This is a genomic window from Streptomyces sp. NPDC005784 (assembly GCF_042871525.1).
Lineage (GTDB): Bacteria > Actinomycetota > Actinomycetes > Streptomycetales > Streptomycetaceae > Streptomyces.
In genome coordinates, this window is record NZ_JBIAIQ010000014.1 from 1 (window position 1) to 14,574 (window position 14,574).

General features: G+C 72.6%; 10 protein-coding genes. 7 read left to right on the plus strand and 3 right to left on the minus strand.

The genetic code is table 11. The features are described 5' to 3' along the window. On the plus strand, positions 1-4,973 hold a 4,973-nt coding region (locus ACFYR3_RS22435; RefSeq protein ID WP_389284496.1), incomplete at its 5' end, for an SDR family NAD(P)-dependent oxidoreductase. Positions 4,974-5,195: 222 nt separating this feature from the next. On the opposite strand, the gene ACFYR3_RS22440 is transcribed toward ACFYR3_RS22435, so the two are convergent. From ACFYR3_RS22440 to ACFYR3_RS22450, 3 genes are all read right to left on the minus strand, one after another. After that, entirely contained in the window at positions 5,196-6,161 is a 966-nt protein-coding gene (locus ACFYR3_RS22440) for an ACP S-malonyltransferase (RefSeq protein WP_355857908.1), read from the minus strand. Between the two features lie 222 nt (positions 6,162-6,383). After that, on the minus strand, positions 6,384-7,229 hold the full coding sequence (locus tag ACFYR3_RS22445; RefSeq protein WP_355857911.1) for an ABC transporter permease: 846 nt from the start codon (positions 7,227-7,229) through the stop codon (positions 6,384-6,386). Next, complete coding sequence (locus tag ACFYR3_RS22450) at positions 7,226-8,218, minus strand: ABC transporter ATP-binding protein (RefSeq protein WP_355857914.1); 993 nt, start codon at positions 8,216-8,218, stop codon at positions 7,226-7,228. Before ACFYR3_RS22450 ends, ACFYR3_RS22445 begins: the two co-directional genes overlap by 4 nt. A gap of 361 nt (positions 8,219-8,579) precedes the next feature. Here ACFYR3_RS22450 and rfbD point away from each other — a divergent pair, with 361 nt between their 5' ends. From rfbD to ACFYR3_RS22480, 6 genes are all read left to right on the plus strand, one after another. Next, positions 8,580-9,533: a dTDP-4-dehydrorhamnose reductase gene (gene rfbD / locus ACFYR3_RS22455; protein WP_355857917.1), complete on the plus strand. Its 954-nt coding sequence runs from the start codon at positions 8,580-8,582 to the stop codon at positions 9,531-9,533. Then, entirely contained in the window at positions 9,530-10,144 is a 615-nt protein-coding gene (gene rfbC, locus ACFYR3_RS22460) for a dTDP-4-dehydrorhamnose 3,5-epimerase (RefSeq protein ID WP_389284499.1), read from the plus strand. The genes rfbD and rfbC overlap by 4 nt, the downstream gene beginning before the upstream one ends. After that, the gene (locus ACFYR3_RS22465; protein ID WP_355857923.1) at positions 10,141-11,208 is read left to right on the plus strand and encodes a glucose-1-phosphate thymidylyltransferase; all 1,068 of its coding nucleotides are present in this window, start codon (positions 10,141-10,143) and stop codon (positions 11,206-11,208) included. The genes rfbC and ACFYR3_RS22465 overlap by 4 nt, the downstream gene beginning before the upstream one ends. Further along, on the plus strand, positions 11,205-12,191 hold the full coding sequence (gene rfbB / locus ACFYR3_RS22470; RefSeq protein WP_355857926.1) for a dTDP-glucose 4,6-dehydratase: 987 nt from the start codon (positions 11,205-11,207) through the stop codon (positions 12,189-12,191). Before ACFYR3_RS22465 ends, rfbB begins: the two co-directional genes overlap by 4 nt. Continuing rightward, a complete protein-coding gene (locus tag ACFYR3_RS22475) occupies positions 12,188-12,832 on the plus strand; it encodes a thioesterase domain-containing protein (protein ID WP_355857929.1) in 645 nt (214 codons plus the stop codon). Before rfbB ends, ACFYR3_RS22475 begins: the two co-directional genes overlap by 4 nt. Before the next feature lie 283 nt (positions 12,833-13,115). Then, positions 13,116-14,540, plus strand: a complete 1,425-nt coding sequence (locus ACFYR3_RS22480) for a class I adenylate-forming enzyme family protein (protein WP_356786639.1) — start codon at positions 13,116-13,118, stop codon at positions 14,538-14,540. Positions 14,541-14,574: the final 34 nt, after the last annotated feature.

Below are 14,574 nucleotides of genomic sequence, written 5' to 3' on the forward strand. Positions count from 1 at the left end.
TGGACTGGGAGGCGGGCGCCGTACGTCTGTTGACCGAGTCCGCCGCCTGGCCCGAGACCGGCCGGCCCCGCCGCGCGGCCGTCTCCTCCTTCGGCATCAGCGGCACGAACGCGCACACCATCATCGAGCAGCCCCCGTCCGCGTCCGCTCCGGAACCGGTGGGGGACCCCTCGGGCCCACTGCCGTACGTGCTGTCGGCGCGGTCACCGGAAGCGCTGCGCGCCCAGGCCGCCCGGCTGCGGGCGCATCTGGAGCAGACTCCGGGGGAGCGGACCGTGGACGTGGCCCACACGCTGGCGGTGCACCGTGCCGTGTTCGACCATCGCGCGGTGGTCGTGGTCGGAGACCACGACGAGCTGGTACGTGGTCTGAACGCCCTCGAGTCCGAGGGCCCGGCCGCCGGGGTGGTGCGCGGGGAGGCAGACGCCCGGGGCAAGGTCGCCTTCCTGTTCACGGGGCAGGGGAGTCAGCGGCTCGGCATGGGACGTGGGCTCTACGCCGCGTACCCCGTCTTCGCGGCGGCGCTGGACGCGGTCGCGGAGCGACTGGAGCTCGAAGTGCCGCTGAAGGAGGTGCTGTTCGGGGACGACGCGGAGGTGTTGAACCGGACGGAGTACGCGCAGCCGGCGCTGTTCGCGGTCGAGGTGGCGTTGTTCCGGCTGTTCGAGTCGTGGGGCGTGAAGCCGGACTTCGTGTCCGGTCACTCGATCGGTGAGATCGCTGCCGCGCATGTCGCCGGGGTGCTGTCTCTGGACGACGCCTGCAAGCTGGTGTCCGCTCGTGGTCGGCTGATGCAGGCGCTGCCCGGGGGCGGGGTGATGATCGCGCTCCAGGCCACCGAGGCCGAGGTCACGCCACTTCTGAACGAGCGGGTGAGCATCGCCGCGATCAATGGGCCCCGGTCGGTGGTCATCGCGGGCGACGCGGACGAGGCGGAGAGGATCGCCGGATCGTTCGGCGACCGCAGGTCCAAGCGGCTGACCGTCAGTCACGCGTTCCACTCGCCGCACATGGACGGCATGCTCGACACCTTCCGCAAGGTGGCCGAGAGCCTGACCTACGAGCTTCCGCGCATAGCGGTGATCTCGAATGTGAGCGGTGCTCTCGCTTCGGAGCAGTTGACGCAGCCCGAGTTCTGGGTCCGTCACGTCCGTGAGGCGGTCCGCTTCGCCGACGGCATCCGCGCCCTGGAGGCCGCGGGCGTCACCACGTACCTCGAACTCGGCCCCGACGGCGTCCTGTCCGCCATGGCCCAGGACTGCGTCGAGAACGCCGACGTCACCCTCGCCCCCGCGCTGCGCGCCGGACGCGACGAGGCCGAGACCATCGTCACCGCCCTCGCTCAGGCTCACGCCCACGGCACGCGCGTCGACTGGGCCGCGTACTTCGCCGCTACCGGCGCACACCGCGTGGACCTGCCGACGTACGCCTTCCAGCACGAGCGGTACTGGATCGACGTGCCGGTCGGTGGTGTCGGCGACGTGGCCTCGGCCGGGCTCGGCGACGCCGAGCACCCGCTGCTCGGCGCGGCGGTGGAACTGCCGGACGGGGCGGGCACGGTGTTCACCGCGCGACTGTCGCTGGCCGCGCACCCGTGGCTGGCGGACCACGCCGTCGCGGGCACGGTCCTGCTGCCGAGTACGGCCTTCGTGGAGCTGGCGCTGCACGCCGGACAGCGAGTCGGCGTCGGCGTCCTGGAGGAGCTGACCCTGGAGGCGCCGCTGGTGCTGCCCGAGCAGGGCGCCCGCCAGCTGCGGGTCTCCGTGACCGGGCCGGACGAGGCGGGCCGGCGGGCGCTGCACGTGCACTCGCGTCCCGAGGGCGAAGCGCGGGCGGACGACCTGTGGACGCGGCACGCCAGTGGCACGCTGGCCTCGCCGGAACCGGCGTCGCTGCCGGACCGGCTGGAGAACTGGCCGCCCGCGGGCGCCGACGAACTGGACTCGGACGACCTGTACGAGCGGTTCGCGGCCGGTGGGTTCGGCTACGGTCCGGCCTTCCGCAACCTGCGGGCGGCCTGGCGCCACGGCGAGGAGCTGTACGCGGAGCTGGCCCTGGCCGAGGGCTCCGGCGCGGACGCCTTCGGGGTGCACCCGGCGCTGCTGGACGCGGCCCTGCACGGCCTGGCGTTCGGGATCGTTCCGCTCGGCGCGGGGCAGGACGCGGCCGGGCAGGTCCGGCTGCCGTTCTCCTTCAGCGGGGTCGCCCTGCACTCGGTGGGCGCGGACGCGCTGCGGGTGCGGCTGGCTCCGGCCGGTTCGGGGGCGGTGTCCCTGACGGCCTACGACGTGCAGGGCGCACCGGTGCTTGCGGTGGAGTCGCTGCTGCTGCGGGCGCTCGACCCGGCCCGGCTCGGGGCCGCCCAGGCGCCCGCGCACCACGAGTCGCTGTTCCGGCTGGAATGGCCGATCGTGTCCGCCGCGCCCGGACGGAACGAGCGCTGGGCGGTGGTCGGGGACGACCCGATGGGCCTGGAGGCAGCGCTGCGCGGCGCCGGGTACGCCGTCGACGGGTTCGCCGACGTGGGTGCCCTGGCCGGTGTGGTGGCCTCGGGCAAGCCGGTGCCCGACACCGTGCTGGTGTCGTACGTCCCGTCGGACAGCGGCGATGCGACACCGGCCGCGCACGACACGCTGGCGCTGGTGCGCGACTGGCTCGCCGGTGACGTACCGGAGGACGCCCGCCTGGTCGTGGTGACCCGGGGCGCGGTGGAGGCCCGACCGGGCGAGGGCGTGGCCGACGTGGCCCACGCGGCCGTATGGGGTCTGCTGCGCTCGGCGCAGTCGGAGAACCCGGGCCGGTTCGTGCTGCTGGACCTGGACGCGTCCGCCGCCAGCGATCCGGCCGAGGCACTGGCCGCCGCCGCGGGCACGGGCGAACCCCAACTCGCGGTCCGGGACGGCGAGATGCGTGCGGCCCGGCTGGCCCGCGTGCCGGCCGACCGGGAGACGGCCGCGGAGATCGCCCTCGATCCCGAAGGCACGGTCCTCGTCACCGGTGGCACCGGTGCGCTGGGCGGCCTGCTGGCCCGGCATCTCGTCGTCGAACACGGAGTACGGCACCTGCTGTTGACGAGCCGGCGCGGTCCGGCCGCCGAGGGCGCGACCGAACTCGTGGCGGAGTTGCACGAGTTGGGGGCCGAGGCGACCGTGAGGGCGTGCGACGCGGCCGACCGGGACGCGCTGGCCGCGCTGCTGGCGTCCGTGCCGGCCGCGCACCCGCTGACGGCGGTCGTGCACACCGCCGGCGTGGTGGACGACGGCATGGTGGGGTCGCTGACGCCGGAGCGCCTGGAGAAGGTGCTGCGGCCCAAGGCCGAGGCGGCGCTGCACCTGCATGAGCTGACGCGCGGGCTGGACCTTTCGGCGTTCGTGCTGTTCTCCTCGGCGGCCGGCACCCTCGGGAACCCCGGCCAGGCCAACTACGCTGCGGCCAACGCCTACTTGGACGCGCTCGCCCAGCATCGGCGCGCGGCAGGACTGCCCGCCGTCTCGCTGGCCTGGGGCCTGTGGGAGCAACGCAGCTCGATGACCGGGGAGTTGTCGCAGGCGGACGTGCAGCGCATGGCGCGGGCCGGGCTCGCGCCGCTCACCTCGGAGCAGGGACTGGCGCTCTTCGACACCGCCTGCACGCTGGCCGCAAGCCGCGAACGGCCGGACGCCGCGGTGTTCGTGGCGATGCGCCTGGACACGGCCCCGCTGCGTGGCCAGGCCGAGGCCGGGGCGCTGCCTCCGGTGCTGTCCGGGCTGGTACGGGGCGGACCGCGCCGGGCCGCGGCGGGACGGGCGACCGCCCCGGTGGCCTCGGCCGCCGCGCGGCGACTCGAGGGCCTCGCCGGGCTGCCGGAGGCCGAGCAGGAGCGGATGCTGCTCGACGTGGTGCGGGCGGAGGTCGCGGCAGTGCTCGCGTACCCCTCGCCCGAGGCGGTCGGTGCCGACCAGCAGTTCCTGGAGCTGGGTCTGGACTCACTCACCGCCGTTGAGCTGCGCAACCGGCTGAACGCGGCGACCGGGCTGCGACTGCCCGCCACGCTGCTCTTCGACCATCCGACACCCGTTCTGGCCGCGGCACGGCTGCGTAGCGAACTGGGCGCGGGCGCACCGGCGGAGCGGTCCGCCGACGCGGGTGCGGCGGAGGAGTCCGGGGTGTTCGGCGCGATGCTCCAGGAGGCGGGCGCGCAGGGCGCGTCCGGCCGGTTCATGGAGCTGCTGATGCAGGCGTCGCGGTTCCGGCCGTCGTTCTCCTCGGCGGCGGACCTGCGTCGCGCGCCGGCCCTGGTGCGGCTGGCCCGCGGCGGGGAGGGCGTGGAGCGGCCCGGGCTGATCTGTTTCTCGTCGATCCTGTCGATCTCGGGCCCGCACCAGTACGCGCGGTTCGCCGCGGCCTTCCGGGGCCGCCGCGACGTGCACGCGCTGAGCGCCCCCGGGTTCCTGCACGGCGAGCAGTTGCCGGTGAGTACGGACGCCGTCGTGGAGGCGCAGACGGAGGCGGTGCTGAGGCACGCGGACGGCAGGCCGTTCGTGCTGCTTGGCCACTCCTCCGGCGGCATGCTGGCGCACGCGGTCACCTCCCGGCTGGAGGACGCGGGCGTGTTCCCGCAGGCCGTGGTGCTGATCGACATCTACTCGCACGACGACGACGCGATCGTGGGCATCCAGCCGGGCCTGTCCGCGGGCATGGACGAGCGGCAGGACAGCTACGTGCCGGTCGACGACGACCGGTTGCTCGCCATGGGTGCGTACTTCCGGCTCTTCGGCGGGTGGAAGCCGAAGGCGGTCAAGACGCCGACACTGCTCCTGCGGGCCGGTGAGCCGTTCTTCGACTGGCGTCGGGGCTCGGACGGTGACTGGCGCTCGTACTGGGATCTCGACCACACGGCGGCCGATGTACCGGGGAACCACTTCACGATGATGGAGGAGCACGCGGGGGAGACGGCCGGGGCGGTCGAGTCCTGGCTCGACGCCCCCCGCTGAGGACCTGAAGGGCGGCACCGCCGGCATCCTGCCGGCGGTGCCGCCCTTTCCGCGCCCTTCGCCGGGCGCCGCCCCTACACCCCCGGACCCCCACGCCCCGCAGTTCCCCGCGCCCCCGAGGCCGCGGCGTGGCTGGACGGCCGGGCTCCGGGCCGGGGCCCGCACGACTTGGGCCCGGGCCGAGCGGAAGAACCGCTCGGCCCGGGCCCCGGTGTGTGGTGGTCAGGACGCGGTGCGCCGCCCCGGCCGCTGACGCTCCCGCTTCTTGGGCAGCCCCACGGTCCGCACCGTGAACAAGGAACGCGTGAGGTCGAGTCGGTGAAACAGGTTGTCCGGCCCGGTCACGCACACCGTGCCCACGTCCAGCCGCGTGAGGGTCTCCACGACGCTGGGCCAGTTGATCGGCCGGTCGAACGTGTCCAGCATCATCGAGCGCAGCTCCGCCGCCGTCCGCACCACGCTTCCGTCGTGGTCGGAGACCACGGGAAGGGTCGGATCGGCCAGCTCGTACCGGGTGAAGACCTCCTCCTCGGCCTTGCGCCGCAGCGCGGAGAACGAGGCCGCGTGCACCGGCGGGCGCATCGAGTACATGGAGTACCCGCCGGCCGCGCTGATGCGCGCCTTGAACTCGTCGAGGTCCTGCTCGCGCACGGACACCATGTGGAAGGCCTCGTCGAGTCGGCCGGAGAAGTCGTACCAGGCGCCGCGCGCGTCGAAGTCGGCGAGGATCTCCGCCAGGCGCTCCTGCGGGGTGCGCACGAAGGAGTGGGTGACCACGTCCGGATGGGAGGTGGCGAAGAACTCCTCCTCGCAGCGGGCCAGTTCGGCCGTGAGCCGGACGACGTCGGCGAAGGGCAGCGCGCCGGACCAGGCCGCCGCGGCCTTCTGGCCGAAACTGGGGCCGGTGATCACGGTGGGGGAGAGGCCGAGTTCGGCGACGGCCCGGTCGGCCAGCGCCATGGAGTTGACCAGGAAGACGATCTGCGAGTGGACGGAGTAGTCCTCCTCGGAGTCGCGGAAGCGGTCGAAGACCGAGTGGCCGAGGGCCTCGTCGGCCTGGGCGAGCCGTTCGCGGGCGTACGGGTCGAGCAGGAGGAACTTGCCGACCTCCGCGAAGGCCGAGGGGCCCATGCCGGGGAACACGATCGCGGTCCCGGTCCGGTCCGGTGCGACGGTGTGGGTCATCATGCTGAACGCCTCTGCTGGTAGGGGTGGTTCGTCGAGGGGAAGCGGTCGGGGACGGGCGCGGCCCCGTGTCCGGACCGGCGGGCGCAGGTCCGGACACGGGGCCGGGGAGGCGAGAGGGACGAGGGGGGAGCGGGAGGGAGTCCCGCGCCGCCGCGGGATCAGTCCTGCGGGAGCGGCAGTGAGTCCCGCGTCCCGGCGGGATCAGTCCCGTGCCCCGCGGGATCAGTCCTGCGCCCTGCGGTGGAAGCCCTTGATGCCGATGAGGCCGAAGATCACGACGGCCCCGCCGAGAGCGGTGAGGTCGAGCCAGAGCGGGATGGACTCGGGGCCGCCCGGCGGCAGCAGCAGGGCGCGGATGCCCTCGCTGACGTACGTGAGGGGGTTGAGCGTGCACAGCACCTGGAACCAGCGGATGCCGGCGAGCCCGTGCCAGGGGAACTGGGCGCAGCCGGTGAACATCAGCGGGGTGAGGGTCACCGCGAAGATGACGCTGATGTGCCGGGGCGGGGCGAGCGTGCCGATGGTCAGGCCGACGGTGCTGCCGGCCAGCGCGCCCATCAGCAGCACGCCGAGGGTGGCGGCGAACTTGTCCATGGGCCAGGAGACGTCGTCCAGGACGAGGAATCCGACCGGGATCATCACCAGCGAGGCGATGACGCCGCGCAGCGCGCCGAAGACCAGTTTCTCCACGGCCACCAGGCTGGTGGGGATGGGCGCGAGCAGCCGGTCCTCGATCTCCTTGGTCCAGGAGAAGTCGATGACCAGCGGCAGGGCGGTGTTCTGCAGGCTGACCAGGAAGCTGTTGAGGGCCACCACGCCGGGCAGCAGGACCTGGTTGAAGCCGCTGACGTAACCGAGTTCGCCCAGCACCTTGCCGAAGACGAACAGGATGAAGAACGGCTCGACCAGCACCTGGGCGAGGAAGGGGCCCAGTTCGCGGCCGGTGACGAAGACGTCCCGCCACAGGATGAAGAAGAAGGTGCGGGCGGCGGTGCGCACGTCGGTGCGGGCCGGTCGCAGGGCGGCGGGGAAGTCCCGGACCGGGTCGGGGGCGGTGGTGGCCGTCATCGCAGCTCCCGACCGGTCAGTTCGATGAAGACGTCCTCCAGTGAGGCAGTGCCCATGCTGATGTCCTTGATGTCGCAACTCGCTTCCGTGAGGGCCACGATGGCGCCCGGCAGCACCGCGCCGGACGGCGCGTCGCTGTAGAGGCGGAGCCGTACGACGGCGCCGGCGTCCTGGCCGGCCGGCTCCTGGTCCTCCTGCTGCACCACTTCGACCCGGTCCACCGCGGGCAGCTTCCCCAGCAGCCGGACGACTTCCTCGTGGCCGGCGCGGGCGGGTTGCACCGTGAGCCCGACCGCGGTGGCGCTCAGGGTCTTCATCAGGGCCTCTGGGGTGTCCAGGGCGAGCAGCCTGCCCTGGTCCACGATGCCGACCCGGTCGCAGAGCTTCGCGGCCTCGTCCATGTCGTGGGTGGTCAGCACGGTGGTGACGCCCCGCGAGCTGAGTTCGGCGATCCGCTCGTGGATGAACAGCCGTGCCTGCGGGTCGAGTCCGGTGGCCGGCTCGTCCAGGAAGAGGACCTGGGGGCGGTGCATCAACGCCCGGGCGATCATCACCCGTTGGGCCTGGCCGCCCGAGAGTTCGTCGCCGCGCGCGTTGCGCCGTTCGGCCAGCCCCACCCAGTCCAGGCACTCGTCGGCGAGCCGGCGCCGCTCGGCCCGGCCCATGCCGTGATAGCCGGCGTGGAAGAGCAGGTTCTGGCGGAGTGTCAGGGAACGGTCGAGGTTGTTGCGCTGCGGCACGACGGCGAACGCCCGCCGGGCGCGGGCGGGTTGGGCCACCACGTCCACGCCCTGCACATACGCGCGCCCCGCCGTGGGGGCGACGCGGGTGGTGAGGACGCCGATCGTGGTGGTCTTGCCGGCGCCGTTGGGGCCGAGGAATCCGAAGACCTCTCCCCGGCGGACGGAGAAGCTCAAGCCGTCCACCGCCGGTCGGTCGCGGTCCCGGTACTTCTTGACCAGTCCGTCGACCACGACAGCAGAATCCATGGGTGGTTGAGAATTCATTTACGCCTGCGAATCGCGCGGGACGCGTAAACGGGGGGTCCGGGCTCTCGCGCAAGAATGTCGCGCCACCGGCCGCACGTCGAGCGCCGACTGAATGGGACACAGAAGTGGTGCTGCCCCTGTCTAGCACTCGGATCCGGGCAGCGGACCAACTTTCCCCGTGCGTAGGGGTCGTTCGGCCGGGCTAGGGGGAATGAGGGGGAAACGGGGCCGGACGGGGTCGGCGGAAATCACCACCCCTATTCGTCGATCTACCGGTGATTGACTGTTGCGATCGCTCGAAAATGCCTCCTAGCATCGCTGCGTGATCACGCCGAATTACTCTTTGCAAAACGAAGTGTCGGTGGGGTGGACGGACACGGCGGAGGGCGAGGACCCGGCCGCTTTGCGATGGATGGTGATCGGCGCGACCGGCATGCTCGGCGGCGAGGTCGTCGCCCAGCTCACCGCCCGCGGCGTCGACCCCATGACGAGCGGGCGGGCCGAGCTGGACCTGACCGACCCGGCGGCCGTCGCCGACGCGGTCGCCGGGGCCCTGGCCGACGTGGTCGTCAACTGCGCCGCCTGGACGGCCGTCGACCTCGCCGAGACCGAGGAGGCCGCGGCCCTCGCCGTCAACGGCACCGGCACGGACCACCTGGCCCGCGCCTGCGCCGCCACCGGCAGCAGACTGCTGCACGTCTCCACCGACTACGTCTTCTCCGGCACCCCGGCGGACCTCGGCCGCCCCTACGCCGAGGCGGCGCACCCCGCCCCGCGCACCGCCTACGGGCGCACCAAGCTCGCGGGCGAACGCGCCGTGGCGCGGCACCTGCCGCGTACCGGCGCCGTGGTGCGCACCGCCTGGCTCTACGGGCGCGAGCGGGGCGGCTTCGCGCACACCATGGCCGGCCTGGCCCGTGAGCCGGGACGCACCGTCGAGGTCGTCGACGACCAGCACGGGCAGCCCAGTTGGGCGCCCGACGTGGCCGACCGGCTGATCGCCCTGGGCACTCTGCCCGCCGACCGCGGCCACGGCGTCTTCCACGCCACCGGCGCCGGCAGCACCACCTGGTACGAGCTGGCCCGGGAGGTCTTCCGGGTCACCGGCCACGACCCCGACCGGGTGCGTCCCGTCGACAGTTCCCGGCTGGACCGGCCCGCCGTGCGGCCCACCTGGAGCGTGCTGGGCCACGACCGGTGGGCCGCGGTCGGCCTGCCCCCGATGCGGCCCTGGCGCACCGCGCTGGCCGACGCCTTCGCGGACGCGGACCTCCCCGCGTCCGACCCCCGTACCCGAAAGGCTGTGGAAACGTGAAACCCCTGTCGCTGGAGGGCGCGTGGCTGTACGAGCCGCACCTCCACGAGGACGAACGCGGCACGTTCCTGGAAGCCTTCCGGAGCGAGACGTTCGAGAGGGCCACCGGACGCCGCCTGGAACTGGCGCAGGTCAACTGCTCCACCTCCCGCCGGGGCGTGATACGCGGCGTGCACTTCGCGGACGTGCCCCCCGGGCAGGCCAAGTACGTCAGCTGCGTGCGGGGCGCCGTCCTCGACGTGGTCGTGGACCTCCGCGTCGGCTCGCCCACCTACCGCCAATGGGAGGGCGTGCTCCTGGACGACCGGGACCGCCGTTCGGTCTTCCTCTCCGAGGGCCTCGGCCACGCCTTCCAGGCCCTCACCGACGACGCCACCGTCGTCTACCTGACCACCTCGGGCTACGACCCCGCCCGCGAGCACGGCGTCCACCCGCTCGACCCGGAGCTGGGCATCGTCTGGGCGCCCGGCACCGACCCGGTGCTCTCGCCCAAGGACGACCGGGCGCCCGGCATCGCCGAGGCCGAGGCCCGCGGTCTGCTGCCGCGCCACGAGGACTGCGTACGCCACCCGTCCTCGCCGGCCGCACCCCTCAGCGAGGAGACGCCGTGAAGGCACTCGTCCTGTCAGGAGGCTCCGGCACCCGCCTGCGCCCCCTGACCCACACCACGGCCAAGCAACTCGTGCCGGTCGCCAACAAACCCATCCTCTACTACGTGCTGGAGGGGATCGCCGACGCCGGCGTCACCGACGTGGGCATCATCGTCGGCGACACCGCGGAGGAGATCCGCGCCGCCGTCGGCGACGGCTCCCGCTTCGGCATCAGCGTCACCTACATCCCCCAGCACCAGCCGCTCGGCCTGGCGCACGCGGTGCGCGTGGCCCGCGACTGGCTGGGCGACGACGACTTCGTGATGTACCTCGGCGACAACTTCCTGCTCGGCGGGATCAGCGAACAGCTGGAGGATTTCCGCAACCGCAGGCCCGCCGCGCAGATCATGCTCACGCGGGTCCCCGACCCCTCCGCGTTCGGCGTCGTCACCCTCGATGACGAGGGCCTCGTCACCGGCCTGGAGGAGAAGCCGAAGTTTCCCAAGAGCGACCTGGCCCTCGTCGGCGTGTACTTCTTCACCCCCGCCGTGCACGACGCGGTCGCCGCCATCCGGCCGTCCGCGCGCGGCGAACTCGAGATCACGGACGCCCTCCAGTGGCTGCTCGACCAAGGCCTGGACGTCACCTCCTCCACCGTCCACGGTTACTGGAAGGACACCGGCAACGCCACCGACATGCTGGAGGTCAACCGCTCGGTGCTCGACTCACTGACCGCCGCCTGCGCCGGCACCGTGGACGAGGACAGTGACATCGTCGGCCGGGTCGTGGTGGAGGAGGGCGCGGTCGTCACCCGCTCCCGCATCGTCGGCCCGGCCGTCATCGGCCGCGGCACCCGCGTCGAGGGCTCGTACATCGGTCCGTTCACTTCCGTCGCGGAGGACTGCCTGGTGGCCGACAGCGAGATCGAGTACTCCATCGTGCTGGCCGGCACGGCCATCGAGGGCGTGCGCCGCATCGCCGCCTCCGTGATAGGTCGGCATGTGCAGGTCACCCCCGCGCCCCGTACGCCCCAGGCCCACCGACTGATCCTCGGCGACCACAGCAAGGTGCAGATCCGCTCATGAACATCCTCATCACGGGAGCGGCCGGATTCATCGGCTCCCACCTGACGCGCACCGTCCTCGGCCCCGGCAAGCCGCTGGGCGACGACGTCCGCGTCACCGTCCTGGACGCCCTCACCTACGCCGGCGACCGCGCCAACCTGGCCGCCGTCGAGGACGAGCCCGGCTTCTCCTTCGTGCACGGCGACATCACCGACGCCGCCCTGGTGGACCGGCTGGTCGCCGAGCACGACGCCGTCGTGCACCTGGCCGCCGAGTCCCACGTGGACCGCTCCATAGCCCACGCCGACGCGTTCGTGCGCACCAACGTGCTCGGCACCCAGACCCTGCTGGAGGCCGCGCTGCGCCACGGCACCGGCCCCTTCGTCCACGTCTCCACCGACGAGGTGTACGGCTCGGTGCCCACCGGCTCCTCCAAGGAGACCGACCCGCTCGCCCCCAACTCCCCGTACTCCGCCTCCAAGGCCGCGAGCGACCTGCTCGCGCTGTCCTACCACCGCACCCACGGCCTGGACGTGCGCGTCACCCGCTGCTCCAACAACTACGGGCCGCACCAGTACCCGGAGAAGATCATCCCGCTGTTCGTCACCCGACTGCTCGCCGGTGGCACCGTCCCGCTGTACGGCGACGGGGAGAACGTACGCGACTGGCTGCATGTGGACGACCACTGCCAAGGGCTGCTCGCCGTCCTCACCGGTGGCCGGGCGGGGGAGACGTACAACATCGGCGGCGGCTCCGAGCTGACCAACAAGGAGCTGACCGGGCTGCTGCTGGAGGCATGCGGCGCGGGCTGGGAGCGGGTGGAGCACGTCACCGACCGCAAGGGCCACGACCGGCGCTACTCGGTGGACTGGACCAAGATCAGTGGCGAGCTGGGCTACCGGCCCCGCCACGACTTCACCGACGGTCTCGCCGAGACCGTCGCCTGGTACCGAGCCCACCGCCCGCCGCTGACCGCGCCCGAGGCGGAGCTCCAGGGCGCATGACACCCGAGTGCACCGAGCACTCCACCAGGGAGGTCACCCCGGACGCCGTCACTCTGATCCAGATCCGGCAACCCGCGGTCCCCAGCACGTACCGCATGATCTGCTTCCCCAGCCGGCGCAACTCCTCCGTCTGCTACCTCGCCATGTCGGAACTGCTGCTGCCCACAGTGGAGTTGCTGATCATCCAGTACCCCGCCGGCTCCACGGAGGAGGAACAGGAGGACGGCGACCGCGCACGACTGGTGGACAAGATCTTCCAGTCGATCCGCGGCTGGGCCGACCGTCCGCTGGCGCTCTTCGGCCACCGGCTCGGCGCCGAACTCGCCTACGCCGTCGCCCGCCGCCTGGAGCAGGAGGAGCACGCCGTCCCGCTGACCCTGTTCGTCTCCGGGTGCACCGGACCGGCCAACCGCGGAAGCATCGGCCCACCGGCCCTCACCTGCCGGGTGGTCGCGCTCGCCGGGAACCACGACAACCGTGCGCCGCTCACCGGGATCCGGGCCTGGCGCCGGTGCACGGCCGGCCGCTTCGACCTGGAGGTGTTCCCCGCGCCGCGCGGCTACCTCGACTCCTACCGCCGCGAGGTCGTCAACCTCGTGCACGACCAGCTCATCTCGCTGCACGGGACCGAACCGGACTGAAACGCAAGGGAGTTGAGGACTCGGGTCGGCCCCCGGTCGGCACCCGAGGTGGCGTTGACAGGGGGCGGCAGGGGCGGGACTGGGGTACCCGCGCCCACCCCGACTGAATAGCGTGCCGTGCGGAGACCCGCGTCAACCGGGCGGGACCGACCGGTCTCCCCGTCTCTCGTGAAGCTCGCGATTCCGCGATTCACCCACCGGACCAGCCGGACCCGCCTCGGCACGGCGCACCGCGCGCCGCCTCCGGTCCCGTCCGGTCCAGAGGAAGGACAGTGTGCGACCGATGACCGCGAAGATCTTCGCAGCCGACTCGGTGCGGCCCGTTGCCGAGTTCGAGCAGGACGCCCTGCGCGTCGCCGATGTGATCCGCGACCGCGGTGTCGGCCTCGGCGACCGGGTCATGCTCAAGGCGGGCAACTCGGCCAACTACGTATGCGTGCTCTACGCGCTGATGCACGTCGGCGCCTCGATCGTCCTCGTCGACCAGCAGGAGCACAAGGAGGAGACCCGCCGCATCGCCCTGCGCACCGGCGTCAAGGTCACCCTGGTGGACGACGAGACCCCCGTCGACCGGGACGCCGACCCCATCCACCTGTACGAGCTGATGGTGGACGCGGCCGACCGCGTACCCGTCGAGACCGAGCTGTCGTTCGACGCCTGGGGCGAGCTGCCCGACGGGCTCATCATGTGGACCTCCGGCTCCACAGGCTCCCCCAAGGGCGTGGTGAAGTCCGGCGCCAAGTTCCTCACCAACCTGCGGCGCAACGCCGCCCAGGTCGGCCACCGGCCCGACGACGTGCTGCTGCCGCTGCTGCCCTTCGCCCACCAGTACGGGCTGTCGATGGTGCTCATCGCCCAGCTCACCCGCTGCTCCCTGGTGATCGCCCCCTACCGCCGGCTGGACCGGGCGCTGCGCATGGCCCGCGACGCCGGCACCACCGTCGTCGACGCCACCCCCTCCAGCTACCGCAGCATCCTGGGCATGGCCACCAGACAGGCCGCCCTGCGCGAGCACCTGGCCGGGGTGCGCATGTTCTGCGTCGGCGCGGCCCCGCTCGACGCGCCGCTGGTCGAGGGCTACGTCAAGGAGTACGGGCTGCCGCTGCTGGACAGCTACGGCTCCACCGAGCTGGGCAACATCTCCTTCGCCACCCTGGAGAACCCGGTCGCCTGCGGCAGGGCCATGGACGGCATCCGGCTGCGCATCGTCGACGAGGACGGCCGCGAACTGCCCGCCGGGCAGCCCGGCGAGATCGAGGTGGACACCCCCGACGCGCTGGAGGGTCAGATCGCCGACGACGGCACCGTGGTGCCCGCGCCGACCGGCTGGCAGCCCACCGGCGACCTCGGCCACCTCGACGCGGAGGGCAACCTCCATGTGCTGGGCCGCAAGTTCGCCGTGCACCGCATGGGCTACACGCTCTACCCCGAGCTGATCGAGCGCAAGGTGGCCGGCGAGGGCTGCTCCACCCGCATCGTGCCGGTGGACGACGAACTCCTCGGTTCCCGGCTGGTGTTCTTCGTCGAGGACGACGAGCGGCGCGACGCCGCCCACTGGCGGGAGCGGCTGTGCGCGGTGCTGCCCGCCTTCGAGCAGCCCAACAAGGTCGTGGTGCTGGAGCAGTTCCCGCTCAACCGCAACGGCAAGCCCGACAAGAAGGCCCTGGCCCGCCTGGCCGCCGAGGAACAGCGCTTCCCGGCAGCGTAGTCGGCGACTGCCCACGCTCCAGGGACGGGACCTT